Source organism: Nostoc sp. (genome assembly GCF_054880495.1).
In genome coordinates this window covers 1-26,091 of the sequence record NZ_JBTYKD010000316.1, presented here as the reverse complement: position 1 = coordinate 26,091, position 26,091 = coordinate 1, and the positions used below count along the sequence as shown (strand labels likewise).

General features: G+C 41.6%; 19 protein-coding genes, 1 tRNA gene and 2 pseudogenes. 8 read left to right on the top strand and 14 right to left on the bottom strand.

The genetic code is table 11. The annotated features are described in order from the left end of the window. Nucleotides 1-133: 133 nt before the first annotated feature. From ACYTXL_RS27570 to ACYTXL_RS27560, 3 genes are all read right to left on the bottom strand, one after another. Nucleotides 134-1,030 carry an SDR family oxidoreductase gene (locus ACYTXL_RS27570; RefSeq protein WP_461927466.1) on the bottom strand — a complete coding sequence of 299 codons (897 nt, stop codon included), beginning with the start codon at nt 1,028-1,030 and terminating at the stop codon, nt 134-136. Between the two features lie 293 nt (nt 1,031-1,323). Further along, on the bottom strand, nt 1,324-2,685 hold the full coding sequence (locus ACYTXL_RS27565) for an NAD(P)/FAD-dependent oxidoreductase (protein WP_461927465.1): 1,362 nt from the start codon (nt 2,683-2,685) through the stop codon (nt 1,324-1,326). A gap of 168 nt (nt 2,686-2,853) precedes the next feature. Further along, a complete protein-coding gene (locus ACYTXL_RS27560; protein WP_461927464.1) occupies nt 2,854-3,873 on the bottom strand; it encodes a tRNA-dihydrouridine synthase family protein in 1,020 nt (339 codons plus the stop codon). Nucleotides 3,874-5,315: 1,442 nt separating this feature from the next. On the opposite strand from ACYTXL_RS27560, the gene ACYTXL_RS27555 reads away from it, so the two are divergent. Next, complete coding sequence (locus tag ACYTXL_RS27555) at nt 5,316-6,581, top strand: helix-turn-helix domain-containing protein (RefSeq protein ID WP_461927463.1); 1,266 nt, start codon at nt 5,316-5,318, stop codon at nt 6,579-6,581. A 163-nt stretch (nt 6,582-6,744) separates the two neighbouring features. On the opposite strand, the gene ACYTXL_RS27550 is transcribed toward ACYTXL_RS27555, so the two are convergent. The 5 genes and pseudogenes from ACYTXL_RS27550 to ACYTXL_RS27530 all read right to left on the bottom strand — a co-directional run bounded on the left by ACYTXL_RS27550 (nt 6,745) and on the right by ACYTXL_RS27530 (nt 13,871). After that, nucleotides 6,745-8,604: an RNA-binding domain-containing protein gene (locus tag ACYTXL_RS27550; protein ID WP_461927462.1), complete on the bottom strand. Its 1,860-nt coding sequence runs from the start codon at nt 8,602-8,604 to the stop codon at nt 6,745-6,747. 85 nt (nt 8,605-8,689) lie between these two features. Beyond that, entirely contained in the window at nt 8,690-9,862 is a 1,173-nt protein-coding gene (locus tag ACYTXL_RS27545) for a restriction endonuclease subunit S (protein ID WP_461927461.1), read from the bottom strand. Between the two features lie 2 nt (nt 9,863-9,864). Then, a complete protein-coding gene (locus ACYTXL_RS27540) occupies nt 9,865-11,223 on the bottom strand; it encodes an HsdM family class I SAM-dependent methyltransferase (protein ID WP_461927468.1) in 1,359 nt (452 codons plus the stop codon). Between the two features lie 120 nt (nt 11,224-11,343). Then, nucleotides 11,344-13,417: pseudogene (hsdR, locus tag ACYTXL_RS27535) on the bottom strand (EcoAI/FtnUII family type I restriction enzme subunit R); the annotation flags it as partial. Between the two features lie 25 nt (nt 13,418-13,442). Beyond that, on the bottom strand, nt 13,443-13,871 hold the full coding sequence (locus ACYTXL_RS27530; RefSeq protein WP_461927460.1) for a MerR family transcriptional regulator: 429 nt from the start codon (nt 13,869-13,871) through the stop codon (nt 13,443-13,445). Between the two features lie 68 nt (nt 13,872-13,939). Between ACYTXL_RS27530 and cas12k (ACYTXL_RS27525) the strand changes: the two genes are divergently transcribed. Both cas12k (ACYTXL_RS27525) and cas12k (ACYTXL_RS27520) read left to right on the top strand, forming a co-directional pair. Beyond that, nucleotides 13,940-14,389, top strand: a complete 450-nt coding sequence (gene cas12k, locus ACYTXL_RS27525) for a type V CRISPR-associated protein Cas12k (RefSeq protein WP_461927459.1) — start codon at nt 13,940-13,942, stop codon at nt 14,387-14,389. A 220-nt stretch (nt 14,390-14,609) separates the two neighbouring features. Beyond that, nucleotides 14,610-15,092, top strand: a complete 483-nt coding sequence (gene cas12k, locus ACYTXL_RS27520) for a type V CRISPR-associated protein Cas12k (protein ID WP_461927467.1) — start codon at nt 14,610-14,612, stop codon at nt 15,090-15,092. 187 nt (nt 15,093-15,279) lie between these two features. Here the strand turns inward: cas12k (ACYTXL_RS27520) and ACYTXL_RS27515 are convergent. After that, a pseudogene (locus ACYTXL_RS27515) lies at nt 15,280-16,252 on the bottom strand (hypothetical protein). 187 nt (nt 16,253-16,439) lie between these two features. Here ACYTXL_RS27515 and ACYTXL_RS27510 point away from each other — a divergent pair. After that, nucleotides 16,440-16,835: a hypothetical protein gene (locus ACYTXL_RS27510; protein WP_461927458.1), complete on the top strand. Its 396-nt coding sequence runs from the start codon at nt 16,440-16,442 to the stop codon at nt 16,833-16,835. Nucleotides 16,836-17,288: 453 nt separating this feature from the next. Here the strand turns inward: ACYTXL_RS27510 and ACYTXL_RS27505 are convergent. The 3 genes from ACYTXL_RS27505 to ACYTXL_RS27495 form a co-directional block, all read right to left on the bottom strand. After that, nucleotides 17,289-17,361, bottom strand: a tRNA-Arg gene (locus tag ACYTXL_RS27505). A gap of 65 nt (nt 17,362-17,426) precedes the next feature. After that, the gene (locus ACYTXL_RS27500) at nt 17,427-18,632 is read right to left on the bottom strand and encodes a murein hydrolase activator EnvC family protein (RefSeq protein WP_461927457.1); all 1,206 of its coding nucleotides are present in this window, start codon (nt 18,630-18,632) and stop codon (nt 17,427-17,429) included. A 611-nt stretch (nt 18,633-19,243) separates the two neighbouring features. Beyond that, nucleotides 19,244-19,630, bottom strand: a complete 387-nt coding sequence (locus ACYTXL_RS27495) for a hypothetical protein (protein ID WP_461927456.1) — start codon at nt 19,628-19,630, stop codon at nt 19,244-19,246. 476 nt (nt 19,631-20,106) lie between these two features. Between ACYTXL_RS27495 and ACYTXL_RS27490 the strand changes: the two genes are divergently transcribed. Then, nucleotides 20,107-22,011, top strand: a complete 1,905-nt coding sequence (locus ACYTXL_RS27490) for a chloride channel protein (protein ID WP_461927455.1) — start codon at nt 20,107-20,109, stop codon at nt 22,009-22,011. A gap of 48 nt (nt 22,012-22,059) precedes the next feature. Here ACYTXL_RS27490 and ACYTXL_RS27485 read toward each other — a convergent pair whose 3' ends face one another. Then, nucleotides 22,060-22,473: an AbrB family transcriptional regulator gene (locus ACYTXL_RS27485; protein ID WP_292798734.1), complete on the bottom strand. Its 414-nt coding sequence runs from the start codon at nt 22,471-22,473 to the stop codon at nt 22,060-22,062. A gap of 457 nt (nt 22,474-22,930) precedes the next feature. Here ACYTXL_RS27485 and ACYTXL_RS27480 point away from each other — a divergent pair, with 457 nt between their 5' ends. The 3 genes from ACYTXL_RS27480 to pyrR all read left to right on the top strand — a co-directional run bounded on the left by ACYTXL_RS27480 (nt 22,931) and on the right by pyrR (nt 25,032). Continuing rightward, a complete protein-coding gene (locus ACYTXL_RS27480) occupies nt 22,931-23,371 on the top strand; it encodes an Rrf2 family transcriptional regulator (RefSeq protein WP_334911026.1) in 441 nt (146 codons plus the stop codon). A 57-nt stretch (nt 23,372-23,428) separates the two neighbouring features. Next, nucleotides 23,429-24,400 carry an adenosylcobinamide-phosphate synthase CbiB gene (cbiB, locus tag ACYTXL_RS27475; RefSeq protein ID WP_461927454.1) on the top strand — a complete coding sequence of 324 codons (972 nt, stop codon included), beginning with the start codon at nt 23,429-23,431 and terminating at the stop codon, nt 24,398-24,400. Between the two features lie 95 nt (nt 24,401-24,495). Beyond that, nucleotides 24,496-25,032 carry a bifunctional pyr operon transcriptional regulator/uracil phosphoribosyltransferase PyrR gene (pyrR, locus tag ACYTXL_RS27470; protein ID WP_292798740.1) on the top strand — a complete coding sequence of 179 codons (537 nt, stop codon included), beginning with the start codon at nt 24,496-24,498 and terminating at the stop codon, nt 25,030-25,032. 273 nt (nt 25,033-25,305) lie between these two features. Here pyrR and ACYTXL_RS27465 read toward each other — a convergent pair whose 3' ends face one another. Next, nucleotides 25,306-25,812, bottom strand: coding sequence for a DUF1993 domain-containing protein (locus tag ACYTXL_RS27465; RefSeq protein ID WP_461927453.1), 507 nt, complete (start codon nt 25,810-25,812; stop codon nt 25,306-25,308). Nucleotides 25,813-26,091: the final 279 nt, after the last annotated feature.

Genomic DNA, 26,091 nt, shown 5'->3' with positions numbered 1-26,091 from the left:
GAGATAAAACCTCTACTCTTGTTGGTGAAAACCTGCATGAGCAAGTTATGTCTTAGATTCAAGAATCCCCTCGGCTTCAGCCAGGGGAGTGTCAAATGAGCAATCGATTCACAACTCACAACACAAACGGAGATTAGGCAATACCGACACCACCCGTTATGCCATAAACTTCTCCTGTGATGTAGCTTGCCTCCTGTGAAGCAAGGAGAACGTATACTGGAGCTATCTCTACCGGCTGTCCGGGTCGTCCGATCGGAACCGTAGAGCCAAATTTCTCAATCTTTTCTTGAGTCTGACCGCCACTAGGCTGTAGTGGTGTCCAGAACGGACCGGGCGCTACAGCATTGACGCGTACACCTTTCTGAATCATTTGTTTGGAAAGCGCTTTGGTGAAAGCAACAATGCCTGCTTTGGTGAGCGCATAGTCAATGATGTTCTCTGAAGGTTCATACGCCTGAATAGAAGTTGTATTAATTATGGCTGAACCCGGTTTCAGGTGTGGGACTGCCGATTGTGTAATCCAAAAGAGCGCGTATAGGTTGGTTTTAAGCACCTTATCGAACTGCTCGGAGCTGATATCGCCAAGAGAGGGCTGAGTCTCTTGTGCGCCAGCATTGTTGACAAGAATATCTAAACCGCCTAGCGCTTCTACTGCGTCCGCCACGAGTTTTCGGCAAAAATTCTCATCCTTTATATCACCAGCAAGAGCGACGGCTTTGCGTCCCGTTTGTTCGATTAGTTCTATAACCTCTCGTGCATCCGGCTCTTCACTAGGAAGATAGGAGATTGCCACATCCGCCCCTTCACGCGCAAAGGCGATCGCTACGGCACGCCCGATACCGGAATCTCCTCCGGTGATCAATGCCTTTCGGTTTACAAGCTTTTCACATCCTATATAGCTCTGTTCGCCGTGATCCGGCTGAGGAATCATCTGTTGAGCAAGTCCTGGTGCCGGCTGCGGCTGACGGGGGAAGGGCGGCCCTGGATATTGCTGACGTGGATCTTGCATCTTCAATCGATCGTTTGCCATCTCTTGCTCCCCTATGGTGATCTATTTAATTGTAAAATCACTTTTCCATCGCATCTACCCACTTAGTGCAACATTATTGTTGTAATTAGTAACAGATTTAAGACTCTGGCGCATCTCTTCGACTCTACCTTTCGGCAGACTCGCAACAAAGCGAACTCATGGATAGCAAGACATTTGGGAGGTTATTGGCAGCAGCTAAACAATATTTACCTTGCTTGATGCTGAACTCCCGCCAATAACTTTTCAGTTTGGTGAACTTTGGATTCTTTTCAAATCTGAATGTTTTTTTAGGTTCAACTTTTGCATTCAGCCGTTGTAGGAGTAGAAGGCTGTTGCACGCTATTGTTAACAGTTTTTGCTTCTACAAAAGCTTCTCGACCTGTAATCAATCTAGAGCGACGATTACGAGTGATATAATTCCACGCCCACTGAATTGCTACTACTATTTTAGTGTCAAACTCGATTAAGAAGTAGATGTGAATTACTAGCCAAAAGAGCCAAGCAATGAAACCTTTGAGTTTGATTAAGCCTAAATCTACAACAGCTAAATTTTGCCCAATCATCGCCAAAGTACCCACGTCACTGTAACGAAATTGTGGCAAAGTATCACCTTGAAGCCTGCGTTTAATGAGTTTAGCTACATACTCTCCTTGTTGTTTGGCTACAGGTGCAACACCAGGTAAGGGTTTATCATTTTGATGGGAGAAGTTGGCTAAATCTCCCACTACAAAAATGTTTTTATAACCCTTGATAGACAAGTCCGGTTCTACAATCACACGTCCTGAGCGATCGCACTCTACACCTGTACTTGCTGCTAGGGCTTTCCCCATAGGCGAACCTTGAACACCTGCTGCCCACAATATAGTTTTTGAGGCAATTTCTGTCAATTCATCGCCTTGCTTGAAAGTAACGATGTTATTTTCAATATTTGTGACTCTGGTGTTAGTGTAGACAGCTACACCCAACTTTTGCAAAGATACTACTGCTACTTTCGATAACTCTGGCGCAATGTGTGGGAGAATGCGATTGCCCCCTTGCAATAGTAAAATTCTCGCTTCTGAGGTGTTGATGCTACGGAAATCTTCTTTGAGAGTTTGGTATGTCAATTCCGCGATCGCACCTGCTAATTCTACACCGGTGGGACCACCCCCCACAATCACAAAAGTTAACAAAGCCCGGCGAATTTCTGGATCAGTTGCTTTTTCTGCCGCTTCAAATGCCGAAAATATCTGGCGACGCATTTCTATGGCATCTTCAACAGTTTTCAAGCCAGGAGCAAATTCTTTCCAGTTATCCTTACCAAAATAGGAATGGTTAGCACCTGTGGCGACAATCAATGTATCATAAGGTACTATTTCATCACCCAGAATAACTTGTTGCGCTTTTGGATCAATATCATTTACTTCTCCCAGCAACACTTTTGTATTCTTGCTTTTGCTGAATAGAGATCGCAATGGTGCGGAAATATCAGCAGGTGATAGCGTACCTGTGGCAACTTGATATAAAAGCGGCTGAAATAGGTGAAAGTTACGTTTATCAATCAGAGTAACATTTACATTTGCACTCTTCAAAGCTTTTGCTGTATACAGTCCACCAAAGCCACCACCAACGATCACAACCTGATGTGGGGCATTCTTCTCAAGTGAGACTTCCATAATAAATATTTCCTTGTGTTAAGAAGTTGTAACTATTCTTAACAAAAAGATAACAGCATTATGATATACGTTGCCGTTTATTTAGAACAATTGAAAAAATAATTAAAGTAGCCAAAGTTAGTAATCAGTCTTAAATTTCTGCGGCAGAATCAGATTTGTTGTCTACAGTTATATGCTGAAGGAGGGTGCTAGGGCCAAAGTTTTCTTTTGATCAGTAAGAAGAAAGCGATCGCAGAGGTTAAACAGTTCTACCTCAGTCTGTGTCTGTCGCATCAGCCGCAGGAAATCACCTTCAGGATCAACATTTAGGGCAATATAGTTAAGGAACATTTTGAGGTAGCCTACGCGCGCTCGCTCTGGCATAGTTGCTGCTGCGGGGGTTTGCCATAAACGATCAATATAGTTGCGTACCTCTACTAAAGGAACGGGCGTGATCGTCTCGAAGCGCAAAGCTTGCCGAATTTGATTAAAAAGCCAAGGATTCCCGATCGCCCAGCGTCCCACCATCACACCCGCCGCACCCGTTTGAGAAAGCACTTCAACAGCAGTTTTTGCCGAGTCGATATTGCCATTGGCAAGTACTGGACAATCGACTCGTTTTACGGCTTTAGCAATCAAATCATATTTTACTGCCCCGTGGTACATATCTTTCACCGTGCGACCATGCAAACTCAGTAAATCAATGCTGTGGCGATTGATTATATCGAGAATTTCGTAAAAGTTATCTGTATTTTCAAACCCTACGCGCATCTTCACGGTTAAAGGTCGATCGTTGACAGCAGAACGCAGTTCTCCCAAAATCCGATCCACTTTTTCTGGTGAGAGTAGCAATCCACCCCCAACATTTTTGCGATATATTCTAGGTGCTGGACAGCCCATGTTCAAGTCAACTCCAGCGATATTATAGTTGCAGAGTTCCTTTGCTGTTCTTACTAAGTCTGGAATGCTTTCGCCAATCATTTGAGCAAAAACGGGGCGACCCGTGTCGTTTTCGGTGATTGCTGCCAGAATGCTACGATTGAGCCGTGAGGTATCATTGACGCGGAAATACTCGGTGAAGAAGTAGTCAGGGCTGCCGTAGTGGGCAATGACCTTCATAAACCAGAGGTTTGTCACATCCTGCATGGGCGCAAGAGCGGTGAGAGGTAGGTATGGATGGAGCGATTGCGGAAGTGATACCTGGGACATAGAGATGAGGAGCGATCGGCAAAGCATCACTCTATCAAAAAAGGTTACTTGTTAGGAACTGCGAACATAAAAGCCCAAATGTACATTAACTAATTATTTGTCCATTGAACAATTTAACTAGGGATGAGGGGTAATTGCTAAAATTGTTATCACTCCTTGACCAGTACCGTAGTAAGTAAGTGGGTCAAATTAAATATAAAACCTTACTCTGCCTCCGGCTTCCCTCTCCGAAGTCACGGAGAGGGATTGAGGGTGAGGTTTTATCTTATATTTAATTGTGCCTTCCTACTTACCAAAAAACTCTAAATGCAGCAGGTGTTTTATCGTAAATAAAAGGGTTTAAGACCCCTACGTATACACGTAGCGTCAGTTTCAGTCGGGGTTTAAATCCCCGTCTGAAAATGTCTTTAATTACGAATTACGAATTACGAATTACGAATTACGAATTATTTAATTTCTACCTATGCTTCAAATACTTCTTCGCCATTGGAACCAAATAAATCATCATATTTGTGGGTTTACAAACCAGGATGACAGAGTTGCAAAAAAATTGTAGGTTGGGTGGAGGCTTTGCGTAACCCAACATCCTGATAATCAGTTGGGTTGCGCTCCGCTCCACCCAACCTACGTCTACTTGTTAGGAACTGCGAACCTGCGAACACAAAAGCCCAAAACTGCAATCAAGGTAATTTTGGAAGCAATCAATTCTTTCCTTGTTAATTAAAGCCGGGAAACGAAGCATGGGGTTTTAAACCCATTTTTCTGATAAAATTCATACTTTAATAGTCATTGTCAGCCACACAAATTCCTTTACATTTAATACCGTTCCTAGCGGTACGCTGACAGTGAGAACATAGAACTTTTTCGTTTTCTGTTTCTTGATTTATCTTTATACTGGTGCTTGCCGTTAAAAAGTCTTTTTCAGTCTGGAGTTTTACAGTCATAAAAATAAATTATATTAAAAATTTTCTAGCAAGTTCTCAGGAATTATCAGAGACAGGTTTTATAAATGAGTTATAATCAAAAATTATATTATAAAGTCTAACCTATAATTTTTATGTATCCTAGCTATCCGTTGCAATTCTGTCTCATAGGGTAAATTGGTTTTATCCCGTGAGAGAAAACTGAGAAAAAATAACCTTTAGAGTTTGTGGTTAGTCTTGCAAAGGTGTCGATTGCCAAATTAAATGACCACTTGACAAATTAATGTCTTCAAAATATTTAGCTTAAAACCCTTATCAAGTAAGGGTTTTACTATTTTAGGCTGAAAATAAGCTACTAGAGGCTTATTGCCAAAATACCTGTCCTCTTTTGGAATTTTGACAAAATATCTGTCCTTTCCTGAAAAACGCTGTGAGCCTACATTTTTATGAAAATTGACAAAATAAATGTCCGTTAAATAGTACAATACAACTACGTTTGTATTAAACAATTATGTAAAAATGCTGGACAATCATACCAATAGCGATGAAGAGGCAGAAAAGGATGAGATTGTGACGGAACTCTCAGTAGATGATAGGCATTTGCTGGATATGATTCAGCAATTACTAGAACCATGCGATCCCATCACCTATGGAGAAAGACAAAGGGAGGTCGCAGCCAAACTAGGCAAGTCTGTGCGAACGGTACGGCGACTCGTAAAAAAATGGGAAGAGGAAGGTTTAGCTGCACTTCAAACTACGGCACGGGCTGACAAAGGCAAACATCGAATAGATAGTGATTGGCAACAGTTCATCATCAAAACTTATAAGGAAGGCAATAAAGGTAGTAAGCGAATTACTCCCCAACAAGTGGCAATCAGAGTACAAGCAAGGGCGGCTGAATTAGGACAAAAAAAATATCCCAGCTATAGGACTGTTTATCGAGTTCTACAACCGATTATTGAGCAACAAGAACAAAAAGCAGGTGTTAGAAGTCGAGGTTGGCATGGTTCTCGATTATCAGTTAAAACCCGCGATGGCAAAGACTTATCAGTAGAATATAGCAACCATGTTTGGCAGTGTGACCATACTCGTGTAGACCTATTGCTGGTAGATCAGCATGGTGAACTTTTGGGTCGTCCTTGGCTGACAACAGTTGTCGATACTTACTCCCGTTGCATGATGGGGATAAACTTAGGCTTTGATGCTCCGAGTTCTCAGGTAGTAGCATTAGCACTGCGCCATGCAATTTTGCCAAAGCAGTATGGGTCAGAATATGGACTCCATGAAGAATGGGGAACATACGGAAAACCAGAACATTTTTATACCGATGGTGGTAAAGATTTTCGCTCAAACCATTTGCAACAGATCGGTGTGCAATTAGGATTTGTTTGTCATTTACGCGATCGCCCCAGTGAAGGTGGTATTGTTGAGCGTCCTTTTGGCACTTTTAATACCGACTTCTTTTCTAATATGCCGGGATACACAGGATCAAATGTGCAGGAACGTCCAGAGCAAGCTGAGAAGGAGGCTTGTCTGACTTTACGGGAGTTGGAACATAAGTTTGTACGCTACATCGTGGATAAATATAACCAGCGTCCTGATGCGCGTCTTGGCGATCAAACTCGCTATCAACGATGGGAAGCAGGGTTAATTGCTTCTCCTAATGTAATTTCAGAAGAGGAGTTACGTATTTGCCTGATGAAGCAAACTCGACGCTCCATTTATAGAGGTGGATATCTGCAATTTGAAAATCTGATGTATCGGGGAGAAAATTTGGCAGGTTAATTACGGCATTCAGGTTGAGAATGAACCAGAGAAGGATTGTTGAGCAGTTGCATACTGAATTTCATGATTCATCATAAAACTCAGACGCTTATACATCTGAGCAGACTGTCCAATAAAGTGCCATCTCCAATGAAACCACCCTGAACTGGCAAGAAGCCTTTGACTACAGTAGGTCTCTATTTAGTGAAGACACCGTTTTGTATGCCTGCTGAGGGTGATTTAGTTGTTCGGGGTATCGCAGTTCTATTAATCCCCGGTCTAACATTAGGCTTAAATAGTGGTTCCTAATGCTGTCCGGTTTACGGTTGAGTAAGTGAGCTAATGTTCGGAGTGCTAGATAATGTTCGGAGCAAAGTTCTAAGATCACACGCTCGACTAACTCTTGATCTACACGGCTTTTCTCACGAACAGGGACGGCAATATCTTTTAGACGCTTGTAATGTTCGGAGCTTAGTCCGTAATGTTCGGAGCTTGGCTCGTAATGTTCGGAGCTTGGCTCGTAATGTTCGGAGCTTGGAAGCAACGCAAGTAAATCCGATTGTTGTTGGTTGACTAAAGCGTAGTACGTCCCACGACCGCGACCAGAGCGTTCTAACCAACCATTATTTACCAAGCGCTTGAGGCAGTCTCCTATGTCTCTGGGATGTTCGCGTCTGTAACACTGAATATCACTGTTACAAATATCTCCAAATTGATGCGCTAGTACCAAGATAATGCAATCTAGCTCTGTTAGTTCACAATAGTCATCCCCTATAATCTCCCTTAATTCTTTCTCGACATTTTCGGGAATTAGGCTCACCATTGGTAATGTCACTGATGTCATTTCTAAATCTAATTCTTCTGATACCAGGGGGTAAAACCATTGCTGCTCTTTCCAAGCGCGGAGAATTTTCCCAAAACCTGAGCCGGCCTTCTCACCTAAACCAAGCATTTGAAACATCTTTTGCAGGTTGGGATTCCGAGGATCGCTAATACCACCATCATAAAGTTGTTGAAGAGAGATTCTTAGGCGACCGGGATTATAGAATAAAAAACTATTTGTGAATTTGGTAACTACTAGAGGGCGAGTAGATACATGATCTGCGTGGATAAGGGAATTAACTAGAGCTTCTCGAAGTGCCTCGTGTACGTGAGTTTCACCTCGCCGCACAGCATCCCTATCAAGTTGAAATGGAACGTTTATATCGTTGACTAGACGACTGTAAACGCGATAATAGAAGTTGAAAAGATTAGGCTCCCATTTGCCATCAAGCGTCAACCTATAAGTCCACCGAGTTTCTGGATCTTTAGAAAGCTGTTCCTGATAATCAAGTTGGTAGTGAGGAAGTGCATCTAAAATGCTTCGTTCACGCCCAAACATCAGTAAACCTGCTAGTGTTAGTCCCTCTTTACCTGTAAAGCGATCGCACCGCCACCCACCTAACTGAATTAGCAAATTTTTCTCGTCTAACGCTAACCAAGGGTGATCGGGTTCCCTAGAACTAAACCTTTGACGAAATGATTTAAGCGTTTCTACGTCAAGATCGCTGAGATTAAACCCTTCTAAAATCTTTATGTCTTGAGGTTCATTACTGGCATCTTGAAACATCTGCTGCACTTCTTCTACAGTGCAACGGTAATCTCCTTCAAAATTCCGCTTGTATGTGCCAGTCATTGGGTTGTTATTTATGTACACGGGACGCTGTGTTCGTGTAGCTCTAGGTACTTTTATAACTACCAAATTGTGTGCTTCTACCTTTAGAATTTGTACCTCAGAGTTGGAACATATTGGCTTGTTGAGTTTTTGTGGGTTGTTATGATTATTCCAAAAGTTTTTTAATAATCCATCTGGGTTGCGTACTCCAGAAATTGCAAGTCCACCTTTGCCTTCGCTGACACCTAGTACAATGTAGCCTCCGTCTGTATTCGCAAATGCGGATACTGTTTCCCATATATCATTGGGTAATCCTCCATCTGCGGACTTAAACTCAATTTCTTGGTCTTCTCCAAGGTTGATGCGTTGGAGTAGTGTTTCTAAGTCCATTTACAGACCTCTGTTAGTCAACTTTATCCATTATGGCTTAGTTAAATTTACCAACTATGAACAAAGTTTACACCCTTATTTTTTCTTAAAGTTCACCTTTAAAGGCTTTGTCGAGGATGGAAGGTAGTAGCGCATCAAGTTCTTTCATTGCCTCTACTCTCACTGGTTTCATCTTGTGTATTTTGTTAAAAATAGAGATTGCTTTCTGCTGATATTCAACTGTTGGCATAGGAATTTTCATTTTCAGAAATTGCTCTGGGCGAGTGCGTTCACGTCGTCCTCCCATTCCTCTGGTTAAATCTTTTAGTTTAGTCCAAAACCAAGGCGTAGCAACTAATGCCGATAAATATTTTGGAATAGCTTTTCCTGGGATGCAACGAAAAGTACGGTATTCTGGAGAAACATATTTACCAACTAAGTAAGACGGGCAAACACCTATAGCACCTTCCCATCCTTTAACCTGACTTAGTACTAGCGCACCTTCGTACAAGCAGTTAAAAGCTTTATAAGTAGTTTGAGTTGCGTCTATAGCTTCTTTAGCAAAAAGCCCGCCTCCAAAACCTTTGACTCCCACTTGAGGGTACTTTTTTCCAAATAAAACTTGCTCTTGCTGTTCGTCTAGAGTAAGAATTTCATCAAGTGTAACTATCTTTGAATCTGCCAAACTTAAATGTAAGCTAGTAACAAAAGCTTCTGTTTCTTCCAATGCTTTTTGACGAAGCACTCGCACTTCCTCAATCTTTCCCACCAGTTCGTCAACCCTAGCCAAAATCCGTCGCTGTTCCTCTAGCGGTGGAATGTGTAATCTTACAACTTTTAAAAGCTCTATAGGTTTCAAGTATTGTCTATTGGTAGTTCCAATACTTGCATCAGTTAGCCTTTTATATACTGTTGGTAGACGAAAGAGAAGTTGAAAAAAATTAGGTAAACAAATATCCGTATCAAAGTCAGCCAAACACATATTTGATGAAACTAAAGTCCCAATATATTCATTTTTAGTTACACCAAATGCACCATTTTTAGTATCAACTTTACACCATAAAAGTTGGTTTTTATTAACTACCTGGTATCGTTTCATTCTTAATTCAATACCTTTGACTATTCGTTTGACTATAACCCCATTTCCCCATGAAATTACGCCAAGTATTTTATATTGTTCAACATCACTTATATCAGTATATGAATTATTATTAATTTTTACAAAGTCTCCTAATGAATAAGTTGCCCAATTGGTATTTCTCCCCAAATCTTCAAACATAATTACTTTTGTAATGAAAATTTTATTTCAGCCATAATCTCAGCCACTCGCCTATCTTTTTCCAAAATATCAGCTAACAACTGCTCAGGCGGTAAATGCTCAAAATCCTTTTGACTATTCGGGTTTTTGCGGTCAAGATTATAAATTGCCCAGTAAATAGCATCCCCTTTAGCTTTCTCATCTTTAGCAATCTCACGCTGACTTTGCTCCTCAGTTTGAGCCTGTTTCACCTCATCCTTAACTACTTGAATCTGATTCTTAATCTGTGCAATATCTATGGATGGGGAAAAGTCCAAAATTGAATTCTGTAAACTTTGGATTTTATCAGCTAATTTCTTAACTGTCTTTGCAAACTGGTTAGCAGTCTCCTCTGCTTTCTTACCAGCATCCCAATGAGGTTTTGCTTGTTTTTTTGCCTGCTTATAAGCTTCTCTAAATTTATACTTATAAGCCTGTCCATTCTCTTCTCGGTTCTTCCACCATGCTACACATTCAGTAAAATTTTCATCCTGTATCGGCTTAGTTTTGGTGAAAGTTTTCCGCCCTTCTGGCAACGTAATTTCATAGTACCAAATCTCATCCGTTTGTCCAGATCGATCAAAAAACAATAAATTTGTGGGAATATCTGTATAAGGTGAAAACACACCTTTAGGTAAACGGACAATGGTATGCAGATTAAAATCCTTGAGTAAATCTTCCTTGAGTTTGGCGCAAGTATTATCCCCAAATAGCACCCCATTGGGAAATACTACTGCGGCGCGTCCTGGTTTGGGTCTTTGTCTGAGACGACGCATAATCAACTGAAGGAATAACAACGCCGTTTCTTTGGTTTGTCTATCTGGGGGAAAGTTATTTTTAATTCTGTCTTCCTCCTCACCCCCAAACGGCGGATTTGTGAGAATCACGTCTACCCAATCTTTTTCACCCATCTCCGAAAGGGTAAACCGCAGACTATTTCCATCATCAATATCGGGATATTCAAACCCATGTAATAGCAAACTCATGTGCGCTAACATCAAAGGCAAGGATTTTGCCTCACCGCCAATAATGCTTTTTTGTAATATCTGCCAATCTTGGGCGCTACAATTCTTTTTCAGGTATTCATACGCCTCGACCAAAAAACCACCAGTTCCGCAAGCAGGGTCAAAAATGGTTTCCCCCAGTTTCGGTTCCATCACCTGCACAATAAACCGCACTACCGGACGGGGGGTGTAAAACTCTCCCGAATCTCCCGCAGCGTCTCGCATTTCCTTCAGCATGGACTCATAGAGGGTGCTGAGGAGATTCACTTCTTCTGATTTGTCAAAGTGAATATCATTGACCTTATTCAGCACATCCCACAGCAAAGTGCCGCTAATCATGCGGTTAGTGACATCTTTGAAAACTTTGGCGATGACATCAGCGCGATCGCGTCCGGTTTTGCTTTTGAGATTCCGCAAATAGGCGAGTAACCCTGAACCTTTCGTGCCATCTGGTAAAATTGCCTCATCATTATTGATGAAACTTTTGAGGCGATCGCCAGTAAAATTTTCATTAGCAGCCCAATCTCGCCAGCGATAAGGCGGTTGAATCGTTGGTTTATAGGAAATTCCCTCTAACTCTGCTTCCACCTCATGCAATTTCTCGGAATCATCCAAAAGTTTCAAAAACATGATCCAAGTCAACTGGGGAAGACAAATCATAAATTTTTTCTTCAACAATCTCTTCGCTTCCCCCGTCAGCGTAATATTTCCGAGGTGGTATGTCATCATCATCTGGAAGTCCCGGAAATCCAGACCTTTCATCGTCTTCCAAGTCGTCTGCTTCCTCTTCTAACTCTTCTGACTCTAATTCCTCTTCATGTTCAGAGAGTATTTGCCCATTATCATCTATCTCTGATTCATTAATAAGGGCGGGTTCACCGTCAAAATCTCTATCTTCAAACAACACCGTGCTATTGGTGTAATCGAGTATATTAAACGATCGCTTCCCCCGTTCTTCTCGTACACGGGTTCCCCGTCCAATAATCTGCTTAAAGTCTGTCATTGAACGAATAACACGGGCAAGCACAACATTTTTACAGGTGGGAATATCTACCCCTGTTGTTAGCAACTTAGCTGTAACAGCAATAATGTGAGTTTCATCCAAGACATCTTTAAATTTGTAGAGATGTCCTTTACCCACATCACCAGCATCAGAGGTAATGCGAGTTATGTAGTCAGGATTTGTTCTGGTGATATCGCTGTTGAGGTTGCGTAATTCCTTGATCATTGCCTTAACGTGTTCCTCATCCACACAAAAAACAATAGTTTTGGCATAGCGATCGCCACTTCTCAAAAAATCAGTAATATGTTGTGCGATCGCCTTTGTCCGGGCTTCTCTCACCAATTTTCGCTCAAAGTCTGGTGTCAGATAAACTTCATTAGGAATTGTTCTTCCATAGCGGTCAATCTCTCCAGCGTTAGGTCGCCATCCTTGGCGATCGGAACGGGTAGTAATCCGATAAACTCGATAGGGAGCTAAGAAACCATCATCAATCCCTTGTTTGAGGGAATATGTATAAAGGGGATTGCCAAAGTAGCGATAGGTATCAACGTTGTCATCCCGTAGCGGTGTTGCTGTCAATCCTAACTGATACGCAGGTTCAAAATGTTCTAGAATTTGTCGCCAGTTACTTTCATCCCTCGCGCTTCCTCGGTGACACTCATCAACAATAATCAAGTCAAAATAATCAGAACTATATTCTCTGTAAAGTCCAAAGCTATATTGTGTATCACCAATTGCTTGATAAATAGCAAAGTAGAGGTCACGTCCTTTTTTCGCTTCCCCCTGAATTTTGTAAATTTTCTCTTGATTAAAGGCAGAAAAATCCTTATTCATGGGATCATCTACCAAAATATTCCGATCTGCCAAAAACAGAATTCTAGGAGAACGAGATTCTCCAGAAGTATTCCACTCCAAACTTGACAGTTTCCAAGCTATTTGGAAAGCAACAGTAGTTTTACCCGTTCCCGTTGCCATTGTTAGCAGTAGGCGCTTTTGACTTTTGAAAATTGCGGCTAGTGCAGCATTAATCGCATTTCGTTGATAGTAACGCAGTGGTTTATCTGGAATTGGATAAAACGGAGTTAACAGTTTTTCTGCTATGTCCTCTCTAATTTGCTCCTTCGCTTCCCCAGTTAATCGTCGCCAAAGTTCATCAGGGCTGGGAAACGATTCCATCACATCAGACTGCTTACCTGTTATGAAATCAAACTCTACAATTCCTTGTCCGTTAGTGGAGTAAGCAAACTTCACCCCTAGAAGATTGGCATAGTCTATTGCCTGTTCCAGTCCCTCATCTGGTGTTTTATGTTTTCGCTTGGCTTCCACCACGGCTAAGGGAAATTCTCCGTTATATAGCAGCAAATAATCTGCAAATTTCCGTTTACCACGAGGTTGGTGCTTATTTTTTGGGCGAATCTTGCCATTAGTAAAGTAATACTGCTCATAGTAAGTATGGGATTCTCTCTCCCACCCTGCATCCTTTAACTTCGGCTCCACATACTTACGGCAAGTATTCGCTTCATTGCTCATTTCTGATTTTTCTTGACTTCATCATTTACTTGTCCAATTTAACCGCCAACCGTTGATAAATCTCGTCCAACCACACCGGAATTACAGGCTTACCTGCATCTAAAGATGCGATCGCTTTTTTTCTGTCAAACTCTACAAGCTCAAGTGATCGCTCTTGCACTTCCGACAACAACATAAACCGTTTACCTTTACCTGAAGTAAATAACTCCGGTTCTTGGTCTTTCAGCTTTTTCAGCGTGGTGCTGGCTATGTCAAAACTTAACCCCATAGATAGCCAATATGACATTGCAGCCAGTTCTAGCAAATTAGACTTTGAGTAATAAATACTACGTCCTGTCCCAGTATCACTGATTACAGGAACAATCACCCCCCTCTCGCGCCAATACTGTAGCTGACGAAGGGTGCAGCCTGTGATTTCAGCAGCTTCCTTGCTTGTAAAAAATGTCTCCTGCATACAATTTATTTTACAGAAGACTTGTTTAATACACTTATGTTAGTATTAGACAGTATTGTTTTAAAGCGATGAGCCAAATCACTATTCAGTGTCGTCTTGTAGCCTCAGAATCATCACGTCACCAACTATGGAAGTTGATGGCAGAGCTAAATACGCCACTGATTAATGAACTATTGCATCAGGTAAATCAACACCCAGAGTTTGAAACTTGGCGACAAAAGGGCAAACACCCTAATAGTGTTGTGAAAAAACTCTGCGAACCTTTGAAAACTGATCCTCGCTTTATTGGTCAGCCTGGACGGTTTTATGCGAGTGCGAGGGCATTGGTGAATTACATATATAAATCATGGTTTGCGCTAATGAAGCGATCGCAGTTCCAACTAGAAGGTAAAAATCGCTGGTTGGAAATGCTCAACAGTGATGTTGAATTGGTAGAAAGTAGTGGTGTCAGCTTAGATAGTCTTCGCACTAAAGCTGCTGAAATTTTGGTTCAATTTTGCTCCTCTCAATACTGCTGAAACTGAATCAACGAATGGGAAAAAAGCTAAAAAGCGCAAAAAATCTCAAAATTCAGATAGCAAGAGTTTATCAAAGAACTTATTTGAGTCCTATTCCAAGACAGAAGATAACTTGACTCGTTGTGCTATCAGCTATTTACTCAAAAATGGTTGCAAAATCACCGAGAAAGAGGAAGACGCTAAAAAATTTGCTCAACGCCGTCGTAAACTTGAAATTTAGATTGAACGCCTCAGAGAACAGCTAGAAACACGAATTCCCAAAGGTCGGGATTTAACTGCTGCCAAATGGTTAGAAACTATTGTCATTGCCACTCACAACGTTCCAACAAATGAAGCAGAGGTGAAATCTTGGCAAGACAGCCTTTTAAGACAATCTAGCAAAGCACCTTTTCCAGTAACTTACGAAAGCAGTGAAGACATGACTTGGTTTAAAAACCAGTTTGGGCGCATCTGTGTAAAATTCAACGGTTTGAGTGAGCATAGCTTTCAAGTCTATTGTGATTCTCGCCAACTTCACTGGTTTCAACGCTTCCTAGAAGATCAACAAATTAAGAAAAATAGCAAAAGCAAAAGCAAAAACCAACACTCCAGTAGCCTGTTCACCCTGCGTAGTGGGCGTAGGGAGCAACGCGATTTGGTGAGATCGGGGAAAAAAGGTGCGATGCCTTCGGCGGGCGCAGCCATCGCTAAAAATTTAATTTAGGTACAATGTAATTTTATTTACAAGCAAAATCCTGCATCACATGATAATTGATCTTGATGAGATATCTCAAAAAGATTACTAGCAAGCTATTTGACAATTATTTCAAAAAATATCTGTAACAAGTCTTTAATACGTAGTATTAATTATGATAAAACTTTCTTCAGGTCGGAATTAAAGTATAAAATAATTAAGCATTTATAGGCTTGATGAACGAATTAAAGATAGAATCACAAAAATTATCCCAGCTTCCCGCTATCCATTGACAACGGAGATGTAACATAATTTCTGCATTGTCTTTTAACCAAAACTTACTGTTTCCTTTCATGCGTAAGTTAACGACTTGACGAATTAAACTCTCAACTGCACCACTACCAAGAGGGAGCTTTTTAGATGCAACTTCATTATATTTTAACAGCCTCCGTCGGTAAGCTTTTAAAATATAATTTCGTTCTCGCACTAAGATTTTACAGCGTTCTCCAGTAGCTGATAATATAAATTCACCCATGTTTCTTATTAAATCCAGTGTCCGACCTTTTTTTAAAGTTTTGCGAGCTTTTTTAAACCATTCTTGACGCTCATTATTTGTACTAAAAGCAGCATCAGCAAAGTCTTGTAAATGTGATGCGGCATGATAAAAATCTAACAATTGATAAGTTTCGGTTGGCAGCTTCAAACGAGCCTGCAATTGCACCATATTGAGCAACCGTTGATAAAACAACTGGGGTTAAACCCTCAGACATTCCTAAATATCTTAAGAATGGGCAAAATCCTTCATGCAAAGATTGTTTATTTTTATGTTTATTTGGTTGATTTTGGCGTTCAACTACATACGGTAGTTTTAAAGTTACTTCGACATTGCCGACTGTTAATATTTGTCGCTTTTTACAACCATGTTTTTGTGTTTTATTATGCCACCATCCCTGTGTCTGGTGCATTGCTTTATCTAAAAATTCTTGAGATTTAGATAGATTATTAAGCAATAAAGCAATACATTCTCCTGCTAAAATTAATGCAGATTCCCTAATTTCTTTCTCACATACTTTTAAAAGTATTCCATCAAATTCTGATATATTTGTTGATTCTAAAAGTTTGGTAACTTTTTCTTGAAAGTGTAACAATGATTTGCTTAAATCCAAGGTAGAATATATGTTATTTTTCATTCAGTGTAGGCATTCCCTGTTTTGATGTCAGATATCAAAACCTTTACTATTCGGGAATCCTACCTTTTTTTTGTCCCAAAAAAACAAATCATCTTCATATCCTAAAATTTTCAGCAAACTTAAATTAGTATTAATACGTAGTTAACTGTAATAAATATAATATTTATACTGAAATAAGTTTTTAGCGATGGCTGCGCCCGCCGAAGGCATCGCACGTTTTTTATCCGACCTCACCAAATCGCGTTGCTCCCGTGGGCGTATTGCTTGGCAAGAAGAGGAAGGCAAAGGCGATCCTTGGAATGTTAATCGCTTAACTCTCTACTGTTCTGTAGATACACGCCTATGGACGACTGAAGGAACGAATCAAGTAAGGGAAGAGAAAGCCGAAGAGATCGCTAAAACTATCACCAATACAAAAGCGAAAGGCAACCTCAAAGAAGAACAGCAAGCTATAGATTCGCATACAGAAGTTTCAACACTCCTCCCAGCTAGAGGCGGGTTGAAAGCTAAAGATAATGTCTGGAATCCAGATTTATTTAAGGTTTCAACACTCCTCCCAGCTAGAGGCGGGTTGAAAGCTTAAAAGCTGATTGTATAAGCCTTGTATGGTTGCCGCAGGTTTCAACACTCCTCCCAGCTAGAGGCGGGTTGAAAGATTCTTGACTGTGAAACCACAGGGTTAGGGGACGCGGGTTTCAACACCACTCCCAGCGAGAGGCGGGTTGAAAGTCGCTACGACTTTCGCTCTCAATGGGTATGTCCTAGTACATTAAAAGCTTTATTGAGTTTTGGAATTTTTCCAGTGTTCATAGCAAACACTTTTTAGGTGGGTTGAAAGGATAGAGCAACAGATTCTTTGTTTGAAGAGCTTGATTTTAGCTCTAATATCGAAACTGATTAGTTACCCTATAAAAGAAGAGTTCTGCCATACCTAAAGTATGGCAGGGTGTTGTAAGGATATACAATTGCGGACAATAATTTGGCAACACGGACATTAATCTGTCAACGCGGACAAATAATTTGGCAATCGACATAACGAGCGCGGAGGGATTTGAACCCCCGACCGACAGAACCGGAATCTGTTGCTCTATCCACTGAGCTACGCGCCCTTAATCTTCGATATTGTAGCATATCTGTGATCAAATTTGCAACCTAGAAAAACTTGCTTTCTGGGTTAAAGATAATTAGCTGGGTCTACGGGTGTGCCATCTCGACGAACTTCAAAGTGGAGGTGGGGGCCAGTTGAGAAACCTGTAGAACCAACAGCACCGATCGCTTGTCCGCGTTTAACTGCTTGTCCTTCGGTAACATACAACTCGCTGGTATGTCCGTACAATGTAGTCATGCCATTGCCGTGATCGATAATTAAGGCTCTGCCATAACCACCATACCATCCAGCAAAAATTACTGTTCCCGAATCGGCTGCCCGAATTGTGCTACCATAGCTAGCAGCAAAATCCAACCCGGCATGAAAGCGACGATAGCCGAGGATTGGGTGTATCCGCCAGCCGAAGGGACTGCTAGTAGGAGCATCGCTAGGATATGTCATGACACCAGTTCCGCGAATGATCAAACTTGTCCGGCTGTTGGTTTTTGCTTGCGCCGCTTCTGTTGCTCTGGCTTCTGCTACCTTTTGTTGAATCAAGACTTCCAAATTTTTGGAATCTCTCTCTAGCTGATTTTGCGCGGCTTCCAAGGCCAGGCGATCGCTATTCAGGCGTTGAATTAATTCTGATTGTGATTGCGCCTGAGTTTGATAATCGGCTTTTTGTGCCAGCAGTTGCTCACGCATCAAGGCAACTTCGTTTTTTTGCTGTTCTACTTCCGTTTTTTGTTTATTGATCAGGTTTGCTTGGGCGTTGAGTTTTACCAAAATTTGCTGGTCTGCCTGATAGACTAACTTCAACTGATAACGGCGGCTGATAAAGTCACTAATATTTTCACTTTCGAGCAAAACTGCCCATCCCACAAATGCAGGCGATCGCTGGAGATAACGCAATCGTGCTACTGTTGCTGTTTGCCGCTCCTCATAGTCACGTTCCGCTACAGCTAAATCAGTTTCTAACTGGTTCTGGCGTTGGGTGGCGAGTTGTAATCCTGATTCGCTCTTTTGAAGATAGCTATCTGTAGTTTGCAGATTTTGCCTTAAACCAGTGAGGTGTTTTTCGGCCTCTTGTTGGAGATTTGTTAAGCGATCGCGATCGTTAACTACACCCTGATGCTGCTGATTCATTTGTTGCTGCTGTTGTCGCAGAGTATCAATAGATCCTGCGGAGGTTGCGTGGGCTGGAATTAATCCCCAACATATATATAAAATGCAGCAAAATGCAATAAATAAACAGTAATAAATCTGCTGTTTTCCGAGAAATCGCGCTCTCATAGTGCGAACCTAACTAAAAGGATGTTTTCAAACACTATGAGGATTATTCCCAAAATCTGATTCACCCACTCCAACACCATGTATCAAATTGGTCTGCCAAGTTTTAACATAAAGATTCCATTTGTGTCAGCATTGATTAGGTATCGTTATATTTGTTTAACGGGAATTCGATGCCTAATACTGTTTGACTTTACAGCTATTTTCAGGTAAATAGACCACGCGGTAGGGGCACAGCAATGCTGTGCCCCTACGACAGATGTGGTTCAAATACATGAAAACTGCTCTAATTATGATACAAATACCTTGGTAGGGGCACGGCAATGTTCCCTACGCGAAATCTATATGTATCAGGGTTTTAGTGAAATAGTATAACCCCCCAACCCCTTTTCCTACTAGCGTTGCTCCCGTCAAACTCCCCTCTCCGAAACGGAGAGGGGTTGGGGGAGAGGTTCTTCTAGGATTAGTGAATTGGTGTTCTAGGACGGGTCTTGAAGTGGAGAGAATGTAAAACCGTGTCCTATTTTGGGCAATAAGACACGGTTTGACAGGAGTATTTACTTATAATATTACCAAAATCAAAGTAAAATTTGATTTATACCAAAGTAATAGATTTACTGAAATTTGTTTCCTGGTTCATTAACTTTCTCTGTTGTGGGAAAGATTTGGGGACCGTCATTTGTCCTTTCCTGAGTTAAGGCGATCGCACTAAAGAAAATAGCACTTCCTACAGCCAGAGCAATCATCGGACGTTTCAGCAAGATAAAATCTCTGATAATCCTCGCTAACGGTCGGCTTTGACGACGTAGCGCCGAAGAAATCATCAATTGTCTCCAAGTAAACGGATCGCGGACATAATGACCGCTTTGGCAAACTACTAGCCGTTCCTGACAATAGGGACAGCAAAATAAGCCCATCCGCGTTTTAATTGGTTTGGGCGTACCATTTCTTTGGCAAATTGGGCAAGTAACATAATGATTATCAAAAGTGTGTATATTCATTTACCTCGTGCGCCTAGTCCATTTACTCGCTCTATAATCAATAGCTATATTGAATTGGGATCAATACTTAGCAGACTTCCAAGCATGGTCTAACATCAAGCATAAATCATACATATATTGTATTACTACCAAGGCTTACTCAATGGTCGCAACACGAGTATAGCTAGATTTAGGCAAGGATGACTCCTAATTAATGTTTACGGGTGCGTCCACCCCAGCCCCAAAAAAATCTGTTGTCTCTAGAAAGAAATAGCGATCGCGCCCACTTGCACTCCATTAGCCCTCGTTGACCCTTAAATAATAATTGTCTCCCATTTAACCATTGTTCCCACAAAAATTTTGCACAATGACATTTTTTACTAAAGCTTTATAAATCAAGCAAATAAAGTCTACTTGTCCGGTTGCTAAATAATGGCTCACAATGATAAGTAACAGATAAAAATTTAAATTTTTTCTTACATTTACCCCGCCTCTGAATGACTCTCTTGCCTCCCACTCAACTGAGGAAGGTAACGGAACAACCTGACTTTCCTACACCTTCCGCTCCTTTGGCTCACTTAATTAATCGTTTTCAACTATCCCCAGAAACAGTTGTGCTGTTTTTAGCCATGCTCATTGGCGGTGGTACTGGTATGGGTGTAGTCACTTTTCACTATTTAATCCAGATGATTCACCAGCTGATGCTGGAAAATTTAATGGGTCAAATCGGCGTCTGGGGTGCTTGGACTTTAGCTTGCGTTCCCACCCTTGGCGGCTTAATCGTTGGGCTGATGCGCTGGCGCACTCAAGATTTTGGCCCTGGACTTTCATCTCTGATTGCCGCCTCTCAAGGAACAGAGATTAGGCGACCACTACGACCAGTTACGAGGATGCTGGCCGCAGCTGTTTCTTTGGGGAGCGGTGCTTCTTTGGGACCAGAGGGACCGAGTGTAGAAATTGGCGCGAATTTTGGGATGTTGTTGTCTGTAGTGCTGAATGTATCTCAAGAACGACAACGTTTGCTCTTGGGTGCTGGCGCGGCGGCTGGACTTGCAGCTGGATTTAATGCTCCCATCGCTGGAGTGTTTTTTGCCCTTGAGGTGGTGATGGGAGCTACATCTTTCGCTACTTCTGCGGTGAGTGTGGTGCTGCTAGCGGCGGTGGTAGCAGCATTAATTGCCCAAATTGGTTTGGGGGCACAACCTGCTTTTGATTTACCTGCTTACCAAGTCCGCAGTCCTTGGGAATTACCGCTTTATCTTGGCTTGGGTTTAGGGGCTAGTCTAGTTTCTCTAACTTATACAGAATCAATTCGTTTAGCAAAAGCCTGCTTTGCTGGGAAGGTTCCAGGTTTTGCCTTTTTGGGACGAATTCCTCAGTCGATTCATCCAATTATTGGCGGTGTGATCATTGGCGCAGTTGCTTTGCGCTTCCCGCAAATTCTGGGCGTCGGTTATGAAACTGTGGAAGAAATGCTTCAGGATGTGGAGTTTCCCCTCTACCTGTTGGTGGTGCTGTTGGTGGTGAAATTATTGATGACTGCAATTAGTGCAGGTAGTGGTTTCATTGGCGGTTTGTTTGCACCAGCAATGTTTTTAGGCGCTTCTTTTGGATCAGTTTACGCCAAAATTTTGGCTGTGGTATTCCCGGCAATTTGCGATCAGATGGCGGCTCCTCCAGCTTACGCAATGGTAGGAATGGCAGCAGTGCTGGCTGCTAGTGTCAGAGCGCCGTTAACCGCTATTTTAATGCTGTTTGAATTAACCCGCGACTATCGGATTGTTTTACCGTTGATGGCAGCTGTGGGTTTGAGTGTTTGGCTAGTGGAAAGGATTAAACCAACTTTTAACTCTAACTCTAATCTACAACAAATTGGTCTTTCGGAATTGAAAGATGAACAAGCGGAAATTGTACAGCAAATTTTGGTAGAGGATGCTATGTACCCCTGTCCAAAAAAGCTACCTGCAACCCTTGGGGTGTTAGATGCAGCTGTGGAAATGACCCGCGATCGCGTCCACAGTGCTTTAGTAATTGATGAAACAGAGCAATTAGTTGGTATACTTTCTCTGGAAGATATTAACCGTGCCCTTGCTCTTTGGCAAACTTACCCAAATTCCCTAACTGAAATTCCAGATAATTTATCGAGTCAAACCCTGATAGATATTTGTACTACTGAAATCCTCTACGCATGGCAGGATGAACTATTATCTGAGGCTTTAGACCGGATGAATCTTCGAGGTTTGCATCAATTACCAGTGGTAGCACGAGACAAACCCGATCGCATTTTGGGTTTACTAGAAAAAGAGCAAATTGCATTCACCTGCAATTTAGCAGTTACGCGTAAGGCACTTCGCCACTATTTACCAGTCTTACCCACCACAGATATAGTCATTAGTCATTAGTCATTGGTTTTCACAAAGGACAAATGACAATTGACTAATGACCATTTATTAAGCCGTGGCTTCTATGGCTTCATCATCTTCCCGATCTTCTGGATCTACCTGTCTCAGACGAATGTGCTTTTTGCCTAAAGTGATCAGAAACTCATCTCCTGGCTTAAGATTCATCTGTTTTGTATAAGCTGAACCTATAAGTAAGTTATTATTCGATTGCACACTAATTCTATAGCTGGCACTACGTCCACCACGCCCATTTGAACTGGGTGTGCTGTCCAACTGAATGCCTTCGGCATCAATTAGGGCATTTAAGAACTTCATCATATTGACGCGCTCTATACCGTTTTTGGTAATGGTATAGTAGCCGCACTTTTTGGCTTTGTCTTCCTTGCTCTCACTCTCTAGCTCTTTGACTTTTTTGAGCAGTTCATCACCGAGTAGGGGTTCAATTTTTTTCAGTTTAGGCATCAACTTAGGTCGAAAACGAATGTTTGAACTGTTTGAATCGATTTTATTTTAGCTGAGGTTGAGCTAATAGGAACGTAATCCTTTAGTTTTTATCTCAACCTAGCCAAGTATATTACACTCATCGGCACAATTGTTATCTGATTAACAATATTTCCAAGACAATCTATTTTAGAGAATGCTGGCAATGCTGATAACTATATATATACTTTGTGAATCACTGCTAGACTATAACAAGTTTTAAGTTTTCTAAACTAACGCTCGAAAAGTTGTCTAGTTGCTGAGGATGATAACTGAGTCAGAGAATGATAAGCAAAACTGATCCTTAGTCATTGGTTATTGGTGATTAGTCAGTTGTACTGACTTGTACTGAGCGACGCCGTTGGCGCAGCCTAAGAAGAGAAGTATTGGTTATTTACAAAGTCAAGATGACAACAGACAAACAACAAAGCTTGCCAAAATGAAACTAACGACCAGAGGACATTATAGTGTGAAGGCGTTGCTAGATTTAAGTTTACAGCCCAAATATGGCCCTGTATCTGTGAAAGCGATCGCCAAACGTCAAGATATCCCAGCTCCTTACCTCGAAAAACTACTAATAGAAATGCGTCGTGCGTCTTTAGTGAAATCAATTCGTGGTAGCATCGGCGGATACCAATTGGCCAGAGAGCCTGCACAAATATCTATAGGACAAATTTTAGAAGCAGTTGGCGACACTAGCCATTTACCCCATCACACCCCAGCGCCGGCACAAGCTGAAGATTGGGTAACATTTAGCCTCTGGCAGAGACTCAACCAAAAGCTCAAAGAAGCTTTGTACAGTATTACTCTGGCAGACCTTTATTACGATGCTCGTAGCTGGCAAGCTTCTCTTGGGGAAGAGGCTAGTTTTGTGGTTTAGTCAAGAGTCAATATTTGGACTATTGACCATTGACTTTTGACCCTTGACTGGTGACTTATGATTAATAGCATCTATATCTTAATAATCGCTGCACTTTTAGATTACTTAATTGGCGATCCTTGGGATTGGCCCCATCCAGTGCAAGTTATGGGGTGGGTAATTTCTCATCTGACCAAATTTTCCCTCCACTTGTGTCAAAATTCTCTAACACAACGCCTAGCTGGAATAGTATTAGGGATTTTTCTAATAATTGGTAGCGGTCTTGTTGGCTTTTTGATGATTCAAAGTGCCCGATGGATTCATCCGTTGTTGGGAATTGCAATAGATAGCATTCTTTTGGCTAGTTGTTTTGCTGGCAGAAGTTTGCGAGTAGCAGCGGTCGCTGTTTTACAACCTTTAACAGTAGGAAATTTGGGTGAGGCTCGTAACATCTTAAGTAATTACGTTGGTCGAGATACCCAAAACCTCTCACAAGCAGAAATTTCACGAGCCGTTTTAGAAACAGTTGCAGAAAATGCCACTGATGGGGTAATGGCTCCGCTTTTTTATGGAATTGTTGGTATTTTTATGCCATTTGTGGGACCAACTCCCTTGGCTTTAGCATACAAAGCCAGCAGTACCCTTGATTCAATGGTGGGCTATCGGGAAGTACCCTATACTTATTTGGGATGGTTCTGTGCGCGGTTGGAAGATTGTTTAACTTGGCTACCTTGTCGGTTAACAGTTGTGACTCTGGCGCTGTTTTCGGGTAAACCGATGCACCTTTGGCGAATTTGTCGTCGGGATGCAATTAACGATCCTAGCCCCAATTCTGGCTGGAGTGAGTGCGCCTATGCCGCTTTTTTAGGTGTGCAGATGGGGGGTACAAATTGGTATCGCGGCGTAGCTAAGTACAAACCACTGTTAGGAGATGCTATTTATCCGATTACTGCAACTTCTATTCAGAATGCTTTGCAGCTGACTCGATATTGTTTTTTGCTATGGTTAGGGATAGCGATCGCTCTATTCTTAATACTTCCAAACACATAATGATAAATATAAAGACGCGATTAATCGTGTCTGTACAGGAGTTAAGAATAAAAACTTTTAATTCTTAACTCATCACTCCTAACTTATCACTCCCTATGTCTGCCAAAGTAGTTGAAATTCTCTCATCGGAAGAAATCCGTCGTACCTTGACTCGCCTTGCCTCTCAAATTGTGGAAAGGACGCGTGATTTGTCTCAACTGGTGCTTATTGGGATTTATACCAGGGGTGTTTTATTAGCCGAATTGTTGGCGCGTCAGATTGAGACGCTCGAAGGTGTAGCGGTGTCAGTCGGCGCTTTGGATATTACATTTTATCGAGATGACCTCGACAAAATTGGATTGCGGACTCCAACGAAAAGCGAAATTGCTTTTGACCTAACAGGGAAAACGGTTGTACTCGTGGATGATGTGATTTTCAAAGGACGGACGATTCGCGCTGCTTTGAATGCCGTCAATGATTACGGTAGACCAGAGGTGATTCGTTTAGCTGTGTTAGTAGATAGGGGTCATCGAGAATTACCAATTCACCCAGATTTTATTGGCAAGCAGTTGCCTACTGCTAAAGAAGAAATTGTCAAAGTTTACTTACAAAATTGCGATGGACGCGATGCAGTGGAGTTGATTAGTCATTAGTCATTTGTCATTTGGAGTTGGGAGGCAGAACTATAGCGCTTCTAGTTTGGGTTTCGAGTCCTGAACACAAAGTTCCGAGTTCTGAACACAAAGTTTGCAGTTCAAAGGTCGAACTTCCGAGTTCAAAGGTCAAACTTCCGATTTCTCTACTCAAAAACTTAACTATGCTCGCTACACTAATAATAGGAATTATCGGGCGACGCAACGATTTAGCCGCTATACGCTCACTCGATACGGAGAATGGAAATCAGTTCGCTCTTATATTGCGGAGCGTTAAGGCTTGCCTAAGAAGTCTTTTTTACCAAGCTCTACACCGCAGTGTCGGAGAATGTCATAGGTTGTTGTGATATGGAAATAAACGTTTGGCAAAACAAAATATAGGAGAAATGGCATTCCTTCAAAAGATAGGCTCTTGTCACCCTGCGTAATGGTAATTGTTTTATCTTCCGAACCATCTATTTGTTCGGGTTTAAATGTGTCTAAATAAGAGATAGTTTTGTGAACGCGGTCAATAAGTTCAGGCAATGTAGTTTCATTGTCCTCAAACTTGGGTGCTTCTGCCCCTGCTAATTGTGCGGCACCTCTCTTTGCTATGTCAGAGGCAATTTGTACTTGTCTTGACAATGGAAACATATCTGGGAATAGACGACTGTTGAGCAACACATGCTGATCTATTTTTTTGGTTTCTGTATATGTAGCACCTTTTTCAAGAATGCCTACAAGGTTATTTAGTGTGTGAATAAACACTGGTACTGAAGCTTGATACATTGAAATAATCATGGTTCTTCAGTACCTGTTATGCCAAATTATTAGTTAAACATCAAAATTTGGCTTAAAAAATAGGGTTAAAAGCCAAAATTATTGCTAAAATCCTAAAATGTTAGCAAATAATGCTAATTATGTTGATAAATAAGGCTTTCAGGGTTTTATCAAAGGAGTTTAGCATAGTAAGTACTGAAGAGCCATAATCATTGATATTTCTCCAGAAAAAGTTCAATCTTTGTATAGTTGGGGTCTTGTCGAGATAAGTGGTGCGATTCGCTCAGTCTAAATCTATCA